This is a genomic window from Mogibacterium neglectum, from assembly GCF_030644205.1.
GTDB lineage: Bacteria > Bacillota > Clostridia > Peptostreptococcales > Anaerovoracaceae > Mogibacterium > Mogibacterium neglectum.
Map to the genome: position 1 here is coordinate 1,504,114 of NZ_CP128647.1, position 21,108 is coordinate 1,525,221.

Consider the following 21,108-nt stretch of genomic DNA (forward strand, 5'->3'; position numbering starts at 1 on the left):
TTTTAGTCCTCCTCTCTATAAATGTTCATCGCTGACTTCTTGAAAATTTTGCGCGAATATCTGTTTGCAATGAGAAGAGACATAAGCATAAGCGCTACCGTAAGAATAATATAATCCTTAAATTCTAGATATAATAGCGCATTTTTAAGTGCCTTTACGTTTACCAGTCCCTTCGAGGTAAGATAAATACCCACGAAATTTACCGCAAGCGCAATTACCATCATCATCAATAATTCGATGCGCAGAATCGCACTCGTATTCTTCCTCGTACCACCGAGAATTCTTAGTGTCGCATAGTACGAATTTCTCGACCTCATGATAAGTCTTATTATCATATAGGCGATAAAGAATAGCACCACAAACCCTATAGCCGTGAAAACAACCTGAACCAGTTTTACCAAGAATAGCTGTGGTAAAGGATCCTTGCTGATCATCTTCTTCATCGCGAATGTCTTGTATACGCCGAACCTGTCGATTGATGAAGCCAGAGTATTCACATTGAGGTCGTTATCTGCAAATACACTTATCTGATAATTCCCTCGATTGTATAAGGCGTTATAATCTTCAGGATTTATATAGACTCTCGCATTTTTTGTTTCATAATCATCCTTCGAAAGTCCGAGCAGCTTCTGTGCGCTACTCTTACTCACACTCTTTGTAGTTTTGAGTGTAATATCCGCAGAATAGTATATATTTGAGATTGAGATGTTAAGCGGTTTATTCTGCCATTTGTCGTCTTTGTAGTTCTTAGTCTGATCTTCATAGATGTATGATTCACCCTTTGGTACGTTGGAATTCGATTCTATATACGACCTAGCATTGGCTTTTTTAACCTTCTGACCGCTGAAGTCGACTACAGCACTTGACCTCGTGCTAAGTGTGTTCATTACTACTTTTCTCGCAAGCGCATCGCTGCAGTAGTACTTTACGGTTCCATTGCTTGGGTTGATTCCAGATTTAAATGTATCATCATAAACTATAACGCCCGTCACTCTGACCTTTCCAACTTGAAGGGTTTCTCCATCCTCGTCTCCCATAAGGTCAAATTCCTTGCCGAGAAGTTCGTCTCTATTACCCTTCAGCGCATCGTAGGTCATCGTAGACTTATCTGTTACCACGACTATGTCATTTTCCTGCTCGGGCAGCTTTCCATAGGTTAGTTCTTTAGCCTTTATCTTCTGCCCTGGATAGAGAAGTCCTGTCATAAAGATATTTGAATCAAGAGTAATTTTTGCATCCACAACTGGATCTTCCTTGATGATGCTTTTGACATGCTTTAGCTTTTTAATCTGTGCATAATCCTCATCCGTAAATGCAGAGTTATCTGACTTCTTTACGATGATTCGATCTGCACTAGTGTTGCTAAAATACTGATGACCAAGGCTATTGATATCTTGCCTGTGCAGTGACTCTTTCGTGGACGAATACTGTCCTAGCACCGATGTCGCAACGAATATATAGATTATGAACAATAGAATAAACTTGGTCGGTAGATTGAACGTATTCCTGATACCAAGTCTTAATTCATTACCTAGTCCCATCTCATCATGACGAGTCAATTTGGATGCATTATGCCCGGTTTTCTTATCACGCATTTCAGCGTACCTTTGAGATTCTACCCTCTCTGCCTTAACTTCCTTTTTCGCACCATCAGCCTCTTCAGCTTCTCTCTCCATACTTCTAGCCACTCTACCCCTACGCATAGGGGCTGGCGATACCTCATTGCCTTCAAGCTCTTCCCGTGTGATTCTATTTACAACGTCTGAGTATCTAGAATCTTCTGGCACGTCAAAATTGTTAGAATCTGCCGCTTCAAACTCGCCTTCCTCGACCCCAGGAATTATTAGTTCTGGTTCAAATGTATCGCTTTCCTTCTCTTTATTCTGACTAGTTTCTTGACTATGTCGCACCTCGCTATCCGTCTGTTCACCGGAACCCTGCTGCTCGTTATCCAGGGATTGCTCATTATCTGAATGGAACTCTATTGTTTGACGTTCTCTGACCTTTTTATCCTCTATTATCTTTCCGTCATGAACTGTTATCTTTCGGGTGATGAATTTTTCAACCTGCTCGTAGTTGTGAGTTACGATAACTACAAGCTTGTCCTTAGATATCCTGTAAAGTGTTTCAATAACCTTTGCAGCTGAAACCGTATCGAGATTGCCTGTTGGCTCATCCGCAACTATGATAGGTGCATCCTTGGCAAGCGCACGCGCAATCGCTACTCTCTGCTTCTGCCCGCCGGAAAGTCTCGATGCTTTAGTCCTTCTGTATTCACCGAGGTCTACGAGTTCGATAAGTTCATTTACATGGTCCTTGCACTCGCTGTGCTTCATACCGCACATCAGCATCGACAGCTCGATATTCTGATACACGCTATAGCTGTTCACAAGATTAAAATCCTGGAAAATATTTCCGATAAAGGTCTTCCTATATCTCTCGTAATCCTCCGTCTTGAAGGCGCTTGTGTCCTGTCCGCCAACGAACATTTCACCTTCTTCGTAAGTGTCAAGTCCAGAGATTACGTTAAGCAAGGTGGATTTACCGCTCCCACTTTCCCCTGTAATAGCAACGAACTCGCCCATGTCTAGGTTGAGATCTATTCTAGATAGTCCTGTACTGACGGTATCCTTGTTGGTGTAATACTTGGACACCTTATGCAGTTCAATCATGTGTGACATATGTTCCTCCTGCTCATAATTTAATAAAGAACACCCTCTGTTAATCCGATTGTAATGGGGGAAATAATTGTTTTCAACAAGATTCATATTCATTAATATATTGCTAATAGATTATTAATAATTGCATGTGATTCTTAATTATATGCACAGTGTTAATATTACGATTCATTCATTTGACCAACTCTGCCATTCGCAGTATAATTACATATGTAAACTCAATATCTATCTGCAGGTGTAGTTTAATGGTAAAATTCGAGCTTCCCAAGCTTGCGTCGAGGGTTCGATTCCCTTCACCTGCTCCATGCAAAGGAGGTGTAAATGCACCTCCTTTTTGTTATTCGTGTGGAATTGAATCCGAGACGCAAGCCATATAATCGGAGAGGAGGCGAATCTGGGTGTATCCTACCATAAGCAAACACCCAGAAAACCGCTGTCAAGGTGCGTAGCCCGCAGCGCGGCGCCGAAGGCGGCCTTGATAGTGGGATATTCCCTTCACCTGCTCCATGCAAAGGAGGTGCAAATGCACCTCCTTTTTGTTATTCCGATGGAATTACAACACCCTCCCTGCTGGATAGTTCAGTGGGGAGGGTGTTGTAATCTGTATTTTCTTATGCGCCTAGCGACTTATTTATTTCGATAATCTCTACGCAGATCCCCGTGCACTCTCTTTATCATATCTCCATACGGATTAAGAATATCGTCGATATCAAATTCATCGTATGGAAGCAGGCAGTAGTAATCATTTACACGAGTAGGTTCAGTAACACCTTTACGAGTTTCAGCAGACACTTCGCCTTTTCCAATTATGTATAGGACCTGAAACTCATCATCATAGATCATTTCCTCAATATCATCATCAGCTATGAAGAACGTGTACACCGTCAGCTTTTCCTGGTAGATGTAATAAATTCCTTCATCGCTCAACTCATATCTAACATTAAGTAATCCTTTAAAAGGCGGATTGCTGATTAGGTTGCGCTGTCTTCCAGCCATGAAAATTATGAGTGCCGCAGCCCAAATTGAAACATGTAGATACCACTGTGGAGCATTCACATGCTTAATTGTGTAATAAAGCATACCCAGAATTATTGCAGCTCCTAGTATGAGAGTCGCGCCTACAACGCCATTCTGCTTACTTCGGGTAGGATGTGCTTCTGCCCATCTATTGCATAGCATCTTTACCATTGGCAGCTGACAATAATATATATCACGTTCGTTGTTCTCCATTTTGACCTTTCTATTCATGTAAGTCGCATAGCTTTTGCTAAGCGTCCTTCATTGCTTTCAAATGCTTTTACCTTTTAAGCACGCATAAAAACTTACTTTTCAGCACCTGTCATCGCCATGAGATCTATCCACTCGCCGTATTCCTCGGCAGTGAATAGTCCAAGTGAAGTTCCAGCCTCGCACAGCGTCGAATTGTCTGCATGAGCTTTCTTTGCAACTTTTGCAGCATTCTCATATCCGATATACAGATTGAGCGCAGCAGCTACCATAAGCGAGCGGTGTGCATTTTCATCCATCTTATCTGTATTCACCGTGATGCCTCTTACACACTTTTCTTCGAGCGAAATTAGCGAATCAGCTAGTAGGTTAGCAGATTCTATAAATGCATCTATGAGCACTGGCATGAACACATTGAGCTCAAAGTTGCCCTGCGAGGCAGCCATTCCAACTACAGTGTCGTTGCCCATGACCCTTACAGCTACCATAGTTGCTGACTCCGTCTGAGTTGGGTTAACCTTGCCAGGCATAATCGAGCTTCCAGGTTCATTTTCAGGAATCTTAATCTCACCAAGTCCGCATCTTGGACCGCTAGATAGCCACCTAATATCATTAGCCATCTTCATCAAGTCCGCAGCAAGAGCCTTGAGCGCACCGTGGGCAAATACATACGCATCCTTGGAACTCAAGGAATGGAACTTGTTAGGTGCTGTGATAAATTCTTTCTTGGTCAGACTCGAAAGTGCTTCGGCAGCTCGCTCAGCAAATCCATCTGGTGCATTTAGCCCAGTACCCACTGCCGTTCCACCGAGAGCGATTTCTCTTAGTCCATCGAGCGACTTCTCAATGTTATCATAGTCATGCTCAAGCATCGACCGCCATCCACTTATTTCCTGCCCAAAGGTCATCGGAACAGCATCCTGCAGATGAGTTCTTCCAGTCTTTATGACTTTCATGTATTTCTCTTCAAGTGATTTGAGTGTCTCTATCATAGTAGTTAACGCTGGTAATACTCTATCTTCGAATACAAACACCGATGCAATGCTCATAGCTGTTGGGAATGTATCATTAGAGCTCTGTGACATATTGACATCATCATTTGGATGAAGTACCGCTACGCCAGCCATCTCCTTTGCACGTCCAGCAATGACCTCATTTACATTCATATTGGTCTGCGTACCGCTGCCAGTCTGGTATACGACGAGCGGGAAGTTATCATCTAACTCGCCATTCAGAATCTGATCGCAAACTATCATTATGTAAGAAGCCTTCCCAGGCGCAAGCCTGCCGAGATCCATATTGGCGCAAGCAGCAGCATTTTTAAGGTATGCAAATGCACGGATAACCTCAATTGGCATGCGCTTTCCAACCTTGAAGTTCATTGAACTGCGTTGTGTCTGTGCGCCCCACAGTTTATCTGATGGCACCTTTACTTCGCCCATCGTATCGTGTTCTATCTTGTATTCCATTTAGGCCTCTTTTCAAATTACTGGTAGAAAAATAGAGGATAGGCAATGCCACTCGACCTGGTCTTTGACCCCACACTTGCCTTGACCCGAGTTTCCCGGAGGACTTACTTCTAAGCTACGCCATGATCACTGCCATCTCCGCAGCAGCTTACGTGGATCCCTTTGCCCGTAGCTGGCTTGGACTTTCAACCACGAACATGCCCTTGCCATATCCTACTTGCTAGAATACCATTTTAAACACAGGTTTACAAACAGCATTTATACTGCCTCCTTTACCATGTCCGCTCCCGCCGCAAACGTCATGACGTCAACACGACTAACCCCTACCGCCTTGAGCAGCCTTGCGATTGAATCAACAGTTGCTCCAGTCGTGTAAATGTCATCGACTATAAATATATTTTTCCCGAAAATTTTCCGCCTCATCCCGTCATACACCTCAAATGCCGACCTCACATTGTTGAGTCGCTCCTCGGGTGAAAGCCTCTTCATCACCCCAGTGCTCTTGCACCGCATCACAATATCTGCTCTATACTCTATCCCCATTAGCCTCGCCAGTTCCTTGGCTATAAGTGCCGCTTGATTAAACCCTCGCTTTCGCTCCTTTGTCACATGCATGGGAACCGGGATTATGATATCTGGATATTCCTCAAGACCAGTCTCTTCAATCCGGTCATACATAATCTCTGCTATTATCGGTGCGATATACGTCTTGCGCTTATACTTTAGGTTAAATATAATCTCCTTCTCGTACATTCCGTACTCGGTGCATGTATGCCCTCTGTCAAAGGAGTGTCCGTGTTCCCTACAGTTATAACAAATTGAGAGAGGATTGTGGTCCCCGAGTAGCTTGCCACACTTGTCACAGGTCCGTATGTTCGCCCAGCTTATGTTATCTGAACAAGACTTGCAGAGACTGTATGGGACTGATGCGTCGATTAGCCTCCCACAGCAAATGCAATATAATGAGTGCGGATATATTAGATTTAATAAAGTATTTATCAATTAAAAAACCTCCTACGATATCATTTTCGATTCTATGATATCGTAGGAGGAATTCCCTTCAGTACAGATTTATATATGTGGCAATCAGAGTTTTACTTTCCAAGTGCTTGTACAACCTCTTCAACCGGTACATCATTGCTACAAAATACAACAGCATTATCGGAATTCATACCCCTTGTCTCCTTGTAAGTAACTCGATGGATATAACAACTTACGTGAAAGCACGCACTTATGGCTTATATGCACAGTATAAAATACCATCTTCTACACTTATTTAATAATATTAATTATATTAATTTTCTTACAAAAGACCGCCCATATCGACTTCCCTGAGCCTCGCCTCAAGTCCGGTATATCGCTCATCTATTCTGTTATTGTCAATCATCCTTTGCATGCGTTCCTCTGAACCGACTAGTATTACCAGCTTCTTCCCTCTAGTGATTGCTGTATATAGTAGGTTTCTCGTCGCTAGCATCGGCGGAAATCCTGATATCGGCATAATTACAACTGGGAATTCACAGCCCTGACTCTTGTGCACAGTTACCGCATATGCAAGCTCAAGCTCATCGAATTCCTCGCTATCGTAGGTCACAAATCTACCGTCAAAATCCACAACCATCTTGGCATTATCATTATCTATAGTATTGATTACGCCCATGTCACCGTTGAATATACCTCGACCACTCTGCCTACCGAGTTGCTGCCACTCCATCTGGTAGTTATTCCTAATCTGCATGACCTTATCGCCCTCGCGGAAAACCTTAGAACCAAACTTCCTTTCATTTATTTCTTCCGAAGCAGGATTAATTATGCTCTGCAGCATTTCGTTAAGGCTAGCAGTTCCAAGCCCACCTTTTCTAGTCGGTGTAAGCACCTGAATATCACCATTACCCCTAACGAAGTCGTAGTAACTTTCAAGCCTTCCAGTGACAAGTTCTTCGATCGTCTCTCTGATCTCTTCTTCGCCTCTTCTGTGCATGAAGAAGAAATCGCTATCTCTACCGCCCGATTCAGGATATTCGCCACTGTTAATCGAGTGTGCATTCACAACGATGCGGCTCTCACTCGCCTGTCTAAATATCTCCTCGAGTCTAATAGTTGGAACATAATCACTGTTAATCATATCTAGGAGCACGTTGCCTGCTCCAACAGATGGTAACTGGTCAGCATCGCCAACTATTATCAGTCTGCTCTCATCTTGTAGAGCGTTCAGAAAGCCGTCCATCAGCATAAGGTCAATCATCGAGGCCTCATCCACTATGAAGGAATCCTCTTCGAGTGGATTATCTGCATTTCTGCCAAATTCCATCTCGTTCTCATCCTCCGAGTACACGTACTCCAGAAGCCTGTGTATCGTCATCGCCTCAACCCCAGAGGTCTCCGTTATACGCTTAGCCGCACGTCCAGTAGGAGCAGCGAGTGCTACCGAGATACCCATTTGTTTGAAAATCCTTACGATAAGATTGATAATCGTTGTCTTACCTGTTCCAGGTCCACCCGTAATAATCGTAATCTTGTTGGTCAGAGCAGCACGAATTGCCCTTCTCTGATCACCAGATAGCTGAATCCTCTCTTCCGCTTCTGCGGCATTGATAAGGTTGTCTGGGTCAGCAGCAAGCGGCGGCATATAGCCATTCATAATCCTCTTGATATGATACGTCACGCTCTGCTCAGCCTGAAAGTAGAAATGCTGATACACGACAGGAACACCGTCAAGTGAATCAAGCTCTATCTCTCCACTAAAGGCAAGCGTCGTAAAATTTTCCTCGATTAACTCACTCGAGATATCGAGTAGCTTTATTGTATTTTCAAGCAAAATATCCTTAGGTACATAAGTGCTTCCGCTATTCGAAAATACCGACAGTGCATACTTGATGCCGCTCTGGATTCTAAACTCGCTCTCTGCCTCTATTCCAATTCTGCCCGCAATCTCATCCGCTTTATTAAAACTGATACCGTATATGTCTTCGACTAGTGTGTAGGGATTCTCCTCTACGACCTCGAGAGACTTATCTCCATATAGCTTGTATATCTTAACGGCCTGTGCCGGCTGAATTCCATACTCTCCGAGTCCGAGTGAAATCTTCGTAAATTCCCTTGACTCCTTGTAGGACTTTGCGATTTTCTCGACTGTCTTAGTCCCTAGACCATTTATGGATAGCAGCGCCTCTGGATTTTCCTCGATTACATCAAGCGCGTCTTTACCAAACTTATCGACAATTCTCTTGGCCATATTAGGACCTATTCCTCTGATGGCTCCCGATGCAAGAAATACCCTTATACCTTCCGTATCATCAGGAAGCTGTTCCACGTACGCGGACACGTTAAACTGCTCACCATAACGCGGGTGAATCTTGAAACTCCCCTCCAGCTTGTACGTTATCTCGGGATTTATCGCATGAAACATCCCAGAGATTTTAAACTGCTCATCTTCCGTCTCGAAAAGGCATATCGCAAAACCGTTGGATTCATTATTGTATATTACTTGCGTTATCTTACCGATCTTGGTTTCTGTCATTGCCATTAGTTGTTACTATGCCCCAATTTGTGTAAGCTGTGGTTTCAGCAGCATGCATCATTTATCTTGGTTCTCCACTAGAAAGTACGCTTATACAGCCTTCTATTATCTAGCGGCCACACACGGTCACCGAACTCACCGTCTGAAACTCCCTTGAGCCCTTCCTCCATATCGAACATCCTCGCATCGACAATGTCCAGGTAATGCAGCATTTCTGCCTCCGGGAACAGTGGCTTCTTAGGGCTTCCAAACTCGGGCTCGTAGTGATGAGATAGTATCATGTGTTCGAGCAGTACCGCCTTTTCTTCGTTGATACCGAGTTCCTTGCAAAGGTCATTTACAAGAGTAATTCCCTGTACGATATGTCCGAGCATCTGTCCCTTGAACGAATAGCCTGGCGATATGCCGTTCTTGTCCGACAGAATCTCATTAAGCTTCTCAATATCGTGAATCGCAACGCCAGCAACCAGAAGATCTCTGGATAGATTCGTATATACCTCGCACAGCTTGTTAGCACTCATCATCATGCGCTTGATGTGATAGAGCAGACCGCCGTACTCAGCATGATGGTTGGACATCGCCGCAGGATAGTACATGAGTTTCTCTTTATTGCCCTCATATAGATGCAGACATAGCTTCTTGAAATCTTCATCCTGCATAGCGTTGATCTCGCCGATAATGTATTCGTACATATCTATCGGCTTTTCAGGCGCTGACTTCACAAAATCACTCATATCTAGCTTATCCTCTTCAGTTGCAAGCCTAATCTGATTGATGCGCAGCTGAGTCTGTCCCTTCCAATCAGTCACAGACCCCCTCACCTTAACAAGGTCGCCGACCTTAAGTGACTTCAAAAATTCGATGTTATTCTCATCTACGTCCCATTTCTTGGCAGACAGGTCTCCTGTCGCATCGGTCAGCATCACATCCTGATACTCCTTACCGTTCGAGCCGACCTTAATCGAAGTGGCTTTAATCATAAAGAAGTCGGTGATGTTGGTGTTCGGTTTTATATCTATTACGTTCACATTTTTCATGTGTATACCTCCTAAATTCACCTTTTGATTATACAACACTTTTCTAGGTGTCGCCACACCACGCGCCCTCCATTGAGGGCAGTTTGGACATGTGGTAAAATTATAGGAATCATGAAGAAAGGGCTTGAAAATGGGATTAAATGATACTCCTTCGGGAAATAGATATACAATCGGATTATTCGGACCGAGAAATGTCGGCAAATCTTCGCTCGTAAATAAGCTTCTCGGGCAGGATTTAGTGCTTACCTCGGACGTTGCAGGTACTACGACAGACCCCGTCTCTAAAAGTATGGAACTCCTACCTATAGGACCAGTCTTGTTCGTAGATACTGCAGGACTCGACGATGAAGGCGAGCTCGGTCTGAAGCGTGTAGATAAGTCATATGAAACCCTCAGAAAGTGTGACCTGGCGCTGTTTGTGCTCGATGCGAGCAGGCAAAGCGGTAAATTCTCAGCGATGGCAGGACAATTCCTTAGAGAGTCTCGCAAGAGAAATATGCCTACTATAGTCGTGGTCAATAAATGCGAGAGTATAGAAGGTCATGTTTCATACAGAGAGTGCTTTGACATCCCTGCCGACGTCCCTATCGTCTGTACGGATGCACTCAGCGGTTCAGGCATCGAAGACCTTAAGCAGGCTATTATAAGATGTGCAAAGCAGGCTGACTCTCCTATCGGTTTAACGGATGGAATCGTCAATAAGGGTGATGTCGTTCTACTCGTCACTCCGATTGATTCTGCTGCACCTAAGGGAAGATTGATTCTACCTCAGCAGCAAGTCATTCGAGATATCCTGGATAAGGGGGCAATGGCTCTTGTGGTCAAAGAGACAGAAGTCAAGGCTGCTATTACTGCTCTCGGCAAGGCTCCAGATATCGTAATCACCGACTCACAGGCGTTTAAGTCAGTGGCAAACGACATACCATCTGATATGCCACTTACGTCTTTTTCTATTATATTTGCAAGACAGAAGGGCGACCTAGCGCAGCAGCTTCAAGGCGCACGTGCACTTGATGCACTCGAGGCAGGTGATAGAATTCTCATCAGCGAAGGCTGTACTCACCACCGCCAGTGTAACGATATCGGCACCGTCAAGATACCTAAGCTAGTTCGTAAGATTCAGCCAGATGTAGAATTCGACTGGACTTCAGGTGGCGAATACCCACGTGACCTCAGCAGTTATAAGCTCATAATTCACTGTGGTGCTTGCATGCTGAACAGGCGCGAGATGCAGTATAGACTCGGCGAGGCGGACACGCAGGGCATCCCAATCGCGAACTACGGAATGGTAATTGCATACTGCAACGGAATACTTGAGAGGGCGATTCGCCCGTTTTGAATATAGGAGGACATTATGGATTTTGATGCAAAAAAAGCTGTTGATGCAACCGTAAAATGGATCAGCGATTGGTTTCAGGTGAACGGCCCCGGCTGTAGCGCAATAATCGGGATCAGCGGAGGTAAGGACAGTTCGATAACTGCTGCTCTTCTGGTTCAGGCACTCGGCAAGGAACGAGTAATCGGAATCATGATGCCTAACGGAGAGCAGAGCGATATGGATATGGCGCTGCTCCTGATTAATCACCTCGGCATAGAGAGCCATGTCATCAACATAGAAGCGGCATACAATGGTGCAGTTAAGGACATCGAGAGTGCGATTGGAGAGTTAAGCAAGGATTCTCTTATCAATCTAGCTCCCCGCCTCAGAATGGCAACTCTATACGCTGTCGGTCAGTCGAGAAATGGTAGGGTTGCCAACACCTGCAACCTTTCCGAGGACTGGGTTGGCTACTCAACTAGATACGGAGATGCGGCAGGTGACTTTAGTCCGATTTCATCTTTTACAACTGCCGAAATCCGCGCAATGGGCCGCGTGCTTGGAGTACCCGAAGTCTTGATTGAGAAGGTCCCTTCTGATGGTCTTAGCGGAATGACAGATGAGGATAAGCTCGGCTTCACTTACGAAGTTCTCGACCGCTATATCAGAACTGGCGAAATCGAGAATCCTAAAACTAAGGAGCGAATCGACATGCTTCACGAGCGCAATCTGTTCAAGCTGCGCTATATGGATAGTTTTAAGTATGAGTGGTAGTGGTTGTTATACTTATATAATTATTGATTATTAAATATAGTGAGGAGCTAGATAATCTTCCAGCTCCTCACTAATTCATTTTATTAAATTATACTCAATACACGCTTTAAATTAGAGATTTATAACTCTATCTGAATATTTAAGCAACTCTTCATCGTGCGTGACCATTATTATAGTGCTACCATTTTTCTCATTAATTGTTTTAAGCAGATCCATAATTTTATCTCGGTTTTCGATATCGAGATTACCCGTCGGTTCGTCTGCGAGAATATATTTAGGATTATTCGCTAAAGCCCTTGCGACAGCTACTCTCTGCATTTCACCACCAGATAGCTGTAAAGCCTTGTTATTTTCTTTTCCTTCTAAACCAACTAGCTTTAGTAATGCTTCCGCTCGTTCCTTACGGCTTGCTTTATCGACCTTTGCATATTTCATAGGTAAACTAACATTGTATATAACACTTTCATCTTGAAGCAAATGAAATGCTTGAAATATGAACCCTATATCGCGATTGCGTATCGCTGCATATTCGCTGGGCTTGAGTTTAGAAATATCTTTGCCATCAAGCATGTACGTGCCCTCTGACATGCTGTCAATCAATCCGATTATATTAAGAAGCGTACTTTTGCCGCATCCTGATCTGCCGTGTATAGCAACGAATTCGCCATCTTCAATTGCAACATCAAATCCATTGAATATTACATTCTCAGTAAATCCATTGTCATATTTTTTTACTAAATTCTCTATCTTTATCATCTATTCTTGCTCCGTTAAAATAACACTAGGTAAATTACCTTTTATTTTCATAAAAACAGTCAAAATGCTTATTGCAATAATTATGAGAACCCACGCTAAAGATATAATTAAAGTCCAATAAGAGAACCCAATCGTAAACATTGCATCAAACGCATATATATTTCTTAGCACTTCTCCGAGCATTACCCCAAGCAGTGTCCCTACTGAAAATACAATTGAAAACTCGACAACAAATGCATTTAACATACAAGGTATTTGTTCGCCTAATGCCATCCTGATTGCGATTTCTTTCTTGCGACGTCTAAGTATATTCTTTAGATTTCCAAATATCCCCAGGCTGACAATCAGCAACATTACAAGTCCCATTTTCCCTAGATAAGAAGGAATAAGTCCTATATATTGATTTAGACGTTGTCCTTCCTTGCGAGTGTTTTGAAGGATAAATGTATGCTTGCCGCCGTCAATGGAGGCGAGTTTCTTAAATACTCCATTAAGCACTTTACCATCCTCTGCCAAAACATCTTTATTAAAAGATATATTTGTACTAATGTAATTGTCATTTTTTGAATCTCTGTAATCAGAATATGCCTGAGAATTATCTAGCGGAAATATTATGCCAGACGATAGCTTAATATATTTACCATGTTCATCCACAATAATTTTGCGGTTTCTGATTTGCCTTGGCATACGTCGCACTTTGTACTCTCGTCCATGATATATCAAAGACCCTTCTTTAAAAGAAATATCATCTGAAAGCACATCGCACTTACTAAGCTTATGTATTAGTGTGCTTGATGCATATACTTCATTTCCTCTTAATCCTAGCCCTGAACAAAAAATATTGTTATATTCTATCGGAGTTTCACCTTGAAATCCCGTCTCATTTGTATATGCAGAGAACATCATCGTTCCATGCGATACCTCACGCAGTTCTGCAATCTCCTGATTTGTTGGTGCAAATCCAATACCATCAACATTTTTTCCATTCGTATATATTTTAAGCTGTAAATAGTATTCACCTAAATCAGCATCCATCTTACCAAGTGCTTTGCGACCTGAAAAATAATGGTCTAAGCCATAAGTTGTAACCGTGAAGCATATTAGTAGCTCAAATATTATCAAAATGTAGATTTTTCGCTCTTTTATGATTCTATGCATAACATCGCCTAGCATCCGTTTCCACCTTCTTTCAATAGTATTTGAAGAGGCTTCTTCTCTATATACTTTACGCCTAATGCTGACACCATAACGAGAAGAGCTACTGATGCTATAAATACAGCTATTATAGCTGGATAGTCAAAGTAAATCTCATCCGATAGATTGAACACTGTGCTTACCCTCTTAAATGAAGTAATCATGAGAATAGCGGCAGCTATTATGTCAAATAGATATCTATTAACTAAATCAATAAATACGTGTCTTCTTCTCGCTCCTACTGCTAACATTAGCGCATATCGGCTTTTTCTTTCCTCTATTTCACTTACCATCAGAATAAATATATTGATAACGCCTGCTGCAACTGCGAATGTGCCTGCAAACATCCTTGTCCCAATCATCTCGAGTATAAAATTCTTCGCTTGATTTCTTTCACTAAGCTTGTTCTCTGTTTCAAAAATCATTACATTCTCATCCATCCCTTCAAGGGATCTCTGCACGTCCTTCAAGGAGGATTTATCACCAGTGAAGTTATGTTGATAATAACATCCATCATAAATCTGTCGCATTGTGCCATAGCTCATTTTAATAGATTGATCATTTGTGATTGAGGAATAAATGCCTGATATTGTGATATTTGTTCCCCTGATATTAATTGTATCTCCCGTATTTTTTCGTAATTGTTCTGCCAACTTTTGAGAAATAATACACGTAAGCTTTTTTCCACTTTTATCACTACGTAGAGAGTGCCCCTTTATGATGTTTTCATTTAAAGAATTGTAATTTCTCATTCCAATTACTGAAACTGGTAATCCACTACTATAAGGCAAGGTGTCATCGATTGATACTTTAACATTCCAAGCTTTGCCATCTTGCAATTTATTTACTTTATTAATTTCTGCATCAGTAAGAAACCTTGAATTACATATAAGTTCAGCATTTAAAGCCTTAACATTCTTAGTCTCCATTTTATACTGTAAATAAAAACTTCTAGCACTAGAAAAACAATATGCAGGAGTTATTAAAGAAAAATAGACACATATAATCAAAATTATATGTGTCATTTTTTTACTTTTGTTGTTCGTGTTTTTCATTGCAGCTTCTCCAATGATATTTTTAAGATTTTGCCTTTTTCAGGTTCTGTAATATACAAATCACTGCCATATATTGAAGCATATGTTTTATAATCCATTTTATCAACTTCATATATATTGCTCATATATTTTCCATTTTTCATATTAAATACCATCACTGCCGAATGAAAAGGACTGCAAATTATGAGATTATCCCTTAATAATTCGAAACTTCCCGCATTCAGACCAGCAGGTAAATTAGAGAGCTTTTTTATATTTCTTCCATCAAGTCTCCAAAGAGCATTAGGTCCTGCTCCGCCTGTAATCTCTTTTTTTTCGAAATCAACATATATCCTGAACTGGTCTACCGCATACACTTCTCCATCGAACTCTTTTAAGCTCCCATAAAAATACTTTTGTACATTTTCAAATTTCTCTTTTCCCAAATTATACCTATATAGACCTGAGTCGTATAAATAACTACCGGATATATATATATCACCTTTGTCATTAATTGCTATATCCGTAAACTCTTTCTCTGGCTCTCTTTCGCTTTTTGGTAATTTCAGCTCTTTTGTATAGTTAAATTGACGGTCAAGAATAACTATTCGTTTATTACCTGAATCAATCACATAGTAATATCCATTATGATATGTGCATCCAGTAGGTTTTTGAAATTGATTTGGTCCATTTCCAAGTTCACCAATTTTTCTTACTAGATTACCAGAATAATCGATTAGATAGAGGCAGCTTTCACCATGGTCAGCTAGCAATATTCCTTCAGGAAAACAAGCAATTCCATACGGAGCTTTCAATTTTACTCCAGTTACAGCAAATTCATTACCAGACGACATAAGCTCATCTTTCTCTTTGAATTTAATTGCTTTTTTTGAATATCTATCAGCTTCTTCCCATTTTTTTACAGAGAATGTACTCGATGCTGAATCCGTTACCATTTGTTTTAGTTCCGCACTAACTGGATCAGGGTTGATAAAATGGTTCCATAAAAAACTCCCAGTTCCAACAACTACAACAATAATTAAAATGGCTGCATATTTTCGCTTCATGGTGAACCTCTGTTTACTAAAAAAATTGCAACATATTTTTCCATTGCCCTCGTAAAATAAACTATATAGATGCATATTCTGTATTTAATTATAAACATTATTACATAATAGGAGAGTATCACCCCCCCCCATAAGTTTGTCAATATGCATTATACTGAATAAAAAAAACTAGACATTATGCCTAGTTTCTAAGATATTTTGCTTTGCTCGCAGCAACCTAATTACTTATCCGCCAAAACCGCCTTTATAATTTCTACAAGCTCATCCATCTGCTCCTTGGTTCCTATCGTTACTCTTATATAATCATCTATCCTAGGTTTAGCAAAGTGGCGCACAAGTACCCCACGTTCCTTAAGCTTCTCGTATAGCTCTCGGCCGCCGAAACCATCCATCTTCATGTAAAGAAAATTTGCCTGAGATGGCAGTACATCGAAGCCTAGAGCATTCAGCTTATTCGCTGCATAATCCCTCGCCTCAATGATCCTCTGCAGGTTCTCCTGATAGTAGTCATCCGCTTCAACTGCCGCCTCTGCCAGAATAAGTGACATAGCGTTGACCGCATAAGGATTTGTCGAATACTGCATCTTGGTCAGATCCTCGATAAGAGCAGCATCTCCTATCGCAAAGCCAAGCCTTCCTCCCGCAAAGCTCCTCGACTTCGAGAAAGTCTGCACGACAAGCAGATTGTCGTACTCACGAGTGAGAGGAATTGCCGATTCAGCACCGAAGCCTGCATACGCTTCGTCTATAATTACTACATTATCGGGATTCGACCTAACGAGCTCTTCAATCTGGGTACGGGTGAGTGCGATTCCAGTCGGAGCATTTGGATTAGGCAAAACTATATTCTTATCTATTCCTATGTATCCTTCCATATCTACAGTCAAGTCATCACGTAGCGGCTTAATCTCATACTTTATCTCATGGAGACGTGCCACAACCTCGTAAAAGCTATAGGTAACATCGGGGATGACGATACTGTCATTCGTGTCGTTCCACGCCATGAAAGCGAAGTTCAGAATGTCGTCTGAGCCATTTGACAGAAACACATTCTCTGGCTGCACTCTGTAGAGCTCAGCCATCTTGACCTTGAGTTTCCTGCCTGTCGGGTCTGGATAAAGGCGCATCTGCTCCATGTCAGCATCACGCATAGCTTGGTATACGGCAGGTGCAGGTGGGAACGGCGACTCGTTGGTGTTGAGCTTGAGATATTTCCTATCCTTGGGCTGCTCGCCCGGCGTATATGACTTGAAGTCCTTGTATAAATCTCTGATAAATCTGCTCATGACTATTACTGTTCTTCTGTATATCCGTTTTCTTCAAAATTATTATTTTTATCCAGCACAGTTTTGTACCCGCCCTCTCCGTACATAAGGCATTTGTTGACCCTCGTAATCGTAGCGGAGCTTGCACCAGTTAACTTGCTGATTTCATTAAAAACTTTGCCATCTGTAAGAAGTCTAGCTACCTCGAGTCTGTGCGCTAAGTCCTGAAATTCTTTAATCGTACAAATGTCCTCGAAGAACTTTATGCATTCCTCCTCAGTCTCTAGCGACAGAATCGCGTCAACAAAGTTCTGTAGCCATCTTGATTCAACTTTATTCATGTTCGATACCTCGATTTTTCTCAGTGTAATATATGAATTCATACTATCACTTTAGTGCGCTAAATTCAAACAGCAAGTTAGACTGACGATTTTGGAAAAATGTATTATTCAAAATGTTCATAGATGATATATCGGAAAAATACACATATATTTTATGTTACAAATTCTTACATGAAAAGCAAAATTATCATTTTTAACATATGTCATAATTGTTGACTTTATTTGGCCATTGCTGTATTATGATGATGACATATGTCAGTAATAGCAGATGGAGAGTACCATGCCCGGAAGAAAGACAAAACTAAGAAATGTTGAAACTGTACCTGAATACACGCATTTCGAGCCGCAAGGTATTACTTACGGCGAACAAATTATCCTCTCTGTAGATGAGTTTGAAGTGATAAGACTTATTGATCTTGAACACCTAAACCACGAAGAGACAGCGAAAAAGATGAATGTAGCACGAACTACAGTTACGGCTATATATGAACGCGCAAGAACAAAGCTAGCTGACGTGATTGTAAACGGCAAATTTCTTGTAATAGAAGGAGGGCACGTACATCTGCAGTCCGACATTATTGATTACAACATAGGAACAAAAACTTATAAAGGAGACAGAATCATGAGAATTGCAGTAACATATGATAACGGAGACATCTTCCAACACTTTGGTAAGACTTCACAGTTCAAGCTTTATGATGTAGAAGATGGGAAAATTATCGCTTCACAGGTTGTCGATACTAACGGTGCCGGTCACGGCGCACTTGCAGGATTCTTAACGACTAATAATGTTGACACTCTTATCTGCGGCGGAATCGGCGGAGGTGCACAACAAGCACTAGCAGATGCTGATATCAAGCTATTTGGTGGTGTTTCCGGAAATGCAGATGAAGCTATTGATTTGCTACTCAAGGATGAACTTAAATTCAATCCTGAGGTTAAGTGCAATCATCATGGCGAGCATCATCACCACGAGAGTGGATGCGGAAATCATGGTTGCCATAATTAATTGTTTAGATTATAAAAAGTGGGGTATCGCGTTATGCGATATCCCACTTTGTTGTATAACCTATTTTATTAATTATTCGTCTGTCTCAGAAAACATATCCTTGCTAACGTCGCAAAGAGGGCAAGCCCAATCATCTGGTAGATCCTCAAATGCAGTTCCTGGCTCGATTCCGTTATCTGGATCACCAACTGCTGGGTCATAAACGTATCCACAAACGTCACATACATACTTCTGCATATCAATATCCTCCTCTAAAATTAAATCTAATTTTGTAATCAATTGTTTATAAATCGATTGTATCACATTTAATTTAATTGTAAAGTAATTTTGTGTTTTATATATAAAACATTTTATATTAAACCTCCTCACTTCTATGACTATGTCTCATCTCACTTGTAGAATTCCCCCTGTAATGATAGATTTAATTCTATAGAAAGGAGCCTCTGAATTGAAGATTAAAATCATAGCAATTATATGCGCGCTGGGTTTCATGGTATCTGCACTTCTAACGGCAGCTGATATGACTATGTATCACATTCCAGGATATTATCGATATCAGTTTGAAGGTCACGAAGTTCTAGGCGACTTAAATCGAGATATGGATATGAAAAATGCCCTATATGCATTTGACGAAATGATGGAGTACCTGCGCGGCAATCGAGAAAATCTAAATATAGAGGTAACTGCCGATGGAGCTCGGCAGGAGTTTTATAATGCGCGTGAAAAGGCTCATCTTAAGGATGTGCGAAACATCGTTCTTAAAGCTTACCGCTTGAGGTTTATAGCCGCTTTAATATGTTTGATATCTCTTATCTATATTATTATACACTGTAAACATCATCAATCTGCAAGGTTTTCTATCCGTAAAACATTTGTAGCAACATGCATAATTACAAATGCCGCTTTCCTGCTGATAGTCGGAATAGCGGCGGTAAATTTCGATAAAGCATTTACGATATTTCATAGGGTTCTATTTGCCAATAATTACTGGAGGCTTAACCCGGACGAAAGCGATTTCATCAACTTGCTACCACAGTCGTTTTTCGAGCAAACGGCACTCGTGATATGCGTAATCTACTTTGTCGTGGTTGCGATTGCTGTTGTTGTGACGTTGAAATTGCGACCTCGAAACTAATTGAATCGCTTATAGTACTTCTTGTTGAACTCTTTCTGCATGTTAATAAGTGGTTTGCGATTGACATTGGCTTCGACGAGGAAGCCGAAGTTCTTATAAACTTCCTTATATAATTCTTCTTCGTCGATATCACTCTTCTCTGGATCCAGATTTGCTGAATCGTGATTGTAAACAATTTTTAGAGTAAAATCAGCATTAAAAATATAACTATTATTATCGTGGCTTACGTAAAGATATTCTGTATTTTTCTGAACATAAGTTGCACAAATCTAAGGCGCAATACCATTATTTTTATTTCTTTCGTTATACACTTTCGCCAGTCCATCATAGTCATATCTTATTCCTCTACTCTCTGGTGTATGTATAACCTTTATGTTCTCTAATGCCATTGCCATTTCTGGATGTGTTCCCTTCTTATGCTCCATGTTGTGGGCATAATAAACGGAGTATTTCCTGAGATTGTAGTCGATGTATAGGTTGGCAACTATTAATAATATCCCCATAGTTAGCACTAATATACTAATGCCTATTATTCTATTTTTATTCATGCTTAATCTACTTCCTTTTAAATAATGTTTTCAGCTTCTTTGTCAGTTTAGATACAACTTTCTTTTTTTGTTTTGCTATATACTTCATTGTTGTTCTTACTATTTTTTTGCACTTATTTTTCGCTACATTAGTTAATTTCTTTATTACCTTTACGCCATTTCTTATACCTTTTTTTACACTACGAATTACTCTAGTTGCTCGTGCCTTTATATTTTTTATTCTTTCACCAATAAACGAATGGCTTATTTTCTTTTTATAAATCTTAATAGCCTTTTTTAGTATTTTACGCTTATTCTTTTTAGCAGCATTTATTTTTTTAATTGTTTCCTTATCTTTTTTTATGTATCCAAAATATATTAGTAGTCCAATACCTCCTATTGATAATGTTGCAGAAAAATTATTTAAAAACAATTGCTCATCAGCCGTTACTCCAGGTCCTGCTTGTTTTTCCAAAATTTCTTTGAACAGCTTCTCCCTTTTTTCATCAAGATTATCCTGGCTGTAGTAGTCTATTATGCTTTTGCTATATAGCTTCCCTTTGTATTTTGGATGATATTTTAAGATAATCGCATCTTTATCAGATCTTAAATCCTTTTCGTCCATATGCGTCCAATAATCCCCTGTATAAGAATTTAGATAAAAGAACTTATCTTTTCCTGTAACTGCGTATGGTCTATCTGCTAGTATATTTTTAATCCCTTTCATTATCTTGCTTTTTTCATAATTCACTAAAGG

At 40.9% G+C, this 21,108-nt stretch carries 19 protein-coding genes and 1 tRNA gene; 5 read left to right on the plus strand and 15 right to left on the minus strand.

The annotated features are described in order from the left end of the window. Positions 1-2: 2 nt before the first annotated feature. Positions 3-2,681: an ABC transporter ATP-binding protein/permease gene (locus QU661_RS06980; RefSeq protein ID WP_304989526.1), complete on the minus strand. Its 2,679-nt coding sequence runs from the start codon at positions 2,679-2,681 to the stop codon at positions 3-5. A 228-nt stretch (positions 2,682-2,909) separates the two neighbouring features. Between QU661_RS06980 and QU661_RS06985 the strand changes: the two genes are divergently transcribed. Continuing rightward, a tRNA-Gly gene (locus QU661_RS06985) sits at positions 2,910-2,983 on the plus strand. 322 nt (positions 2,984-3,305) lie between these two features. Here QU661_RS06985 and QU661_RS06990 read toward each other — a convergent pair. From QU661_RS06990 to QU661_RS07010, 5 genes are all read right to left on the minus strand, one after another. Beyond that, positions 3,306-3,908, minus strand: a complete 603-nt coding sequence (locus QU661_RS06990; protein WP_304989527.1) for a hypothetical protein — start codon at positions 3,906-3,908, stop codon at positions 3,306-3,308. A 92-nt stretch (positions 3,909-4,000) separates the two neighbouring features. Then, a complete protein-coding gene (locus QU661_RS06995) occupies positions 4,001-5,374 on the minus strand; it encodes a class II fumarate hydratase (protein WP_304989528.1) in 1,374 nt (457 codons plus the stop codon). Positions 5,375-5,632: 258 nt separating this feature from the next. Next, entirely contained in the window at positions 5,633-6,376 is a 744-nt protein-coding gene (locus tag QU661_RS07000) for a ComF family protein (RefSeq protein WP_304989529.1), read from the minus strand. A gap of 301 nt (positions 6,377-6,677) precedes the next feature. Then, a complete protein-coding gene (recD2, locus tag QU661_RS07005; RefSeq protein WP_304989530.1) occupies positions 6,678-8,900 on the minus strand; it encodes an SF1B family DNA helicase RecD2 in 2,223 nt (740 codons plus the stop codon). A gap of 71 nt (positions 8,901-8,971) precedes the next feature. Continuing rightward, entirely contained in the window at positions 8,972-9,931 is a 960-nt protein-coding gene (locus QU661_RS07010) for a 3'-5' exoribonuclease YhaM family protein (protein WP_304989531.1), read from the minus strand. A gap of 130 nt (positions 9,932-10,061) precedes the next feature. Between QU661_RS07010 and hydF the strand changes: the two genes are divergently transcribed. Both hydF and nadE read left to right on the plus strand, forming a co-directional pair. Next, the gene (gene hydF, locus QU661_RS07015) at positions 10,062-11,270 is read left to right on the plus strand and encodes a [FeFe] hydrogenase H-cluster maturation GTPase HydF (RefSeq protein WP_304989532.1); all 1,209 of its coding nucleotides are present in this window, start codon (positions 10,062-10,064) and stop codon (positions 11,268-11,270) included. Positions 11,271-11,285: 15 nt separating this feature from the next. Continuing rightward, positions 11,286-12,023 carry an NAD(+) synthase gene (gene nadE, locus QU661_RS07020; RefSeq protein WP_304989533.1) on the plus strand — a complete coding sequence of 246 codons (738 nt, stop codon included), beginning with the start codon at positions 11,286-11,288 and terminating at the stop codon, positions 12,021-12,023. Positions 12,024-12,134: 111 nt separating this feature from the next. On the opposite strand, the gene QU661_RS07025 is transcribed toward nadE, so the two are convergent. The 6 genes from QU661_RS07025 to QU661_RS07050 form a co-directional block, all read right to left on the minus strand. Then, complete coding sequence (locus QU661_RS07025) at positions 12,135-12,779, minus strand: ABC transporter ATP-binding protein (RefSeq protein WP_304989534.1); 645 nt, start codon at positions 12,777-12,779, stop codon at positions 12,135-12,137. After that, complete coding sequence (locus tag QU661_RS07030; RefSeq protein ID WP_304989535.1) at positions 12,780-13,952, minus strand: FtsX-like permease family protein; 1,173 nt, start codon at positions 13,950-13,952, stop codon at positions 12,780-12,782. Next, positions 13,946-15,028 carry an FtsX-like permease family protein gene (locus QU661_RS07035; RefSeq protein WP_304989536.1) on the minus strand — a complete coding sequence of 361 codons (1,083 nt, stop codon included), beginning with the start codon at positions 15,026-15,028 and terminating at the stop codon, positions 13,946-13,948. Before QU661_RS07035 ends, QU661_RS07030 begins: the two co-directional genes overlap by 7 nt. Beyond that, positions 15,025-16,074: a 6-bladed beta-propeller gene (locus tag QU661_RS07040; protein ID WP_304989537.1), complete on the minus strand. Its 1,050-nt coding sequence runs from the start codon at positions 16,072-16,074 to the stop codon at positions 15,025-15,027. Before QU661_RS07040 ends, QU661_RS07035 begins: the two co-directional genes overlap by 4 nt. A gap of 221 nt (positions 16,075-16,295) precedes the next feature. Further along, positions 16,296-17,360, minus strand: coding sequence for a histidinol-phosphate transaminase (gene hisC / locus QU661_RS07045; RefSeq protein ID WP_304989538.1), 1,065 nt, complete (start codon positions 17,358-17,360; stop codon positions 16,296-16,298). A 5-nt stretch (positions 17,361-17,365) separates the two neighbouring features. Further along, positions 17,366-17,680, minus strand: a complete 315-nt coding sequence (locus tag QU661_RS07050; RefSeq protein ID WP_304989539.1) for a YerC/YecD family TrpR-related protein — start codon at positions 17,678-17,680, stop codon at positions 17,366-17,368. 280 nt (positions 17,681-17,960) lie between these two features. Here QU661_RS07050 and QU661_RS07055 point away from each other — a divergent pair, with 280 nt between their 5' ends. Then, positions 17,961-18,689, plus strand: a complete 729-nt coding sequence (locus QU661_RS07055) for a DUF134 domain-containing protein (protein WP_304989540.1) — start codon at positions 17,961-17,963, stop codon at positions 18,687-18,689. 72 nt (positions 18,690-18,761) lie between these two features. On the opposite strand, the gene rd is transcribed toward QU661_RS07055, so the two are convergent. Then, positions 18,762-18,926 (minus strand): rubredoxin, encoded by a 165-nt coding sequence (rd, locus tag QU661_RS07060; protein ID WP_297968318.1) that lies wholly within the window; start codon positions 18,924-18,926, stop codon positions 18,762-18,764. Between the two features lie 211 nt (positions 18,927-19,137). Between rd and QU661_RS07065 the strand changes: the two genes are divergently transcribed. Continuing rightward, positions 19,138-19,824, plus strand: coding sequence for a TIGR01906 family membrane protein (locus QU661_RS07065; RefSeq protein ID WP_304989541.1), 687 nt, complete (start codon positions 19,138-19,140; stop codon positions 19,822-19,824). A gap of 269 nt (positions 19,825-20,093) precedes the next feature. Here the strand turns inward: QU661_RS07065 and QU661_RS07070 are convergent, their stop codons facing one another. Together QU661_RS07070 and QU661_RS07075 are read right to left on the minus strand one after the other, a co-directional pair. Then, complete coding sequence (locus tag QU661_RS07070) at positions 20,094-20,372, minus strand: hypothetical protein (protein WP_304989542.1); 279 nt, start codon at positions 20,370-20,372, stop codon at positions 20,094-20,096. Between the two features lie 7 nt (positions 20,373-20,379). Further along, positions 20,380-21,102, minus strand: a complete 723-nt coding sequence (locus QU661_RS07075; RefSeq protein ID WP_304989543.1) for a hypothetical protein — start codon at positions 21,100-21,102, stop codon at positions 20,380-20,382. Between the last annotated feature and the right edge of the window lie 6 nt (positions 21,103-21,108).

Excerpts from the sequence above, each read along its gene's own strand:
- QU661_RS06980 (WP_304989526.1), bottom strand. The coding sequence starts at position 2,681 with ATGTCACACATGATTGAACTGCATAAGGTGTCCAAGTATTACACCAAC.
- QU661_RS06990 (WP_304989527.1), bottom strand. The coding sequence starts at position 3,908 with ATGGAGAACAACGAACGTGATATATATTATTGTCAGCTGCCAATGGTA.
- QU661_RS06995 (WP_304989528.1), bottom strand. The coding sequence starts at position 5,374 with ATGGAATACAAGATAGAACACGATACGATGGGCGAAGTAAAGGTGCCA.
- recD2 (WP_304989530.1), bottom strand. The coding sequence starts at position 8,900 with ATGGCAATGACAGAAACCAAGATCGGTAAGATAACGCAAGTAATATAC.
- QU661_RS07010 (WP_304989531.1), bottom strand. The coding sequence starts at position 9,931 with ATGAAAAATGTGAACGTAATAGATATAAAACCGAACACCAACATCACC.
- hydF (WP_304989532.1), top strand. The coding sequence starts at position 10,062 with ATGGGATTAAATGATACTCCTTCGGGAAATAGATATACAATCGGATTA.
- nadE (WP_304989533.1), top strand. The coding sequence starts at position 11,286 with ATGGATTTTGATGCAAAAAAAGCTGTTGATGCAACCGTAAAATGGATC.
- QU661_RS07025 (WP_304989534.1), bottom strand. The coding sequence starts at position 12,779 with ATGATAAAGATAGAGAATTTAGTAAAAAAATATGACAATGGATTTACT.
- QU661_RS07030 (WP_304989535.1), bottom strand. The coding sequence starts at position 13,952 with ATGCTAGGCGATGTTATGCATAGAATCATAAAAGAGCGAAAAATCTAC.
- QU661_RS07035 (WP_304989536.1), bottom strand. The coding sequence starts at position 15,028 with ATGAAAAACACGAACAACAAAAGTAAAAAAATGACACATATAATTTTG.
- QU661_RS07040 (WP_304989537.1), bottom strand. The coding sequence starts at position 16,074 with ATGAAGCGAAAATATGCAGCCATTTTAATTATTGTTGTAGTTGTTGGA.
- hisC (WP_304989538.1), bottom strand. The coding sequence starts at position 17,360 with ATGAGCAGATTTATCAGAGATTTATACAAGGACTTCAAGTCATATACG.
- QU661_RS07050 (WP_304989539.1), bottom strand. The coding sequence starts at position 17,680 with ATGAATAAAGTTGAATCAAGATGGCTACAGAACTTTGTTGACGCGATT.
- QU661_RS07055 (WP_304989540.1), top strand. The coding sequence starts at position 17,961 with ATGCCCGGAAGAAAGACAAAACTAAGAAATGTTGAAACTGTACCTGAA.
- rd (WP_297968318.1), bottom strand. The coding sequence starts at position 18,926 with ATGCAGAAGTATGTATGTGACGTTTGTGGATACGTTTATGACCCAGCA.
- QU661_RS07070 (WP_304989542.1), bottom strand. The coding sequence starts at position 20,372 with ATGAATAAAAATAGAATAATAGGCATTAGTATATTAGTGCTAACTATG.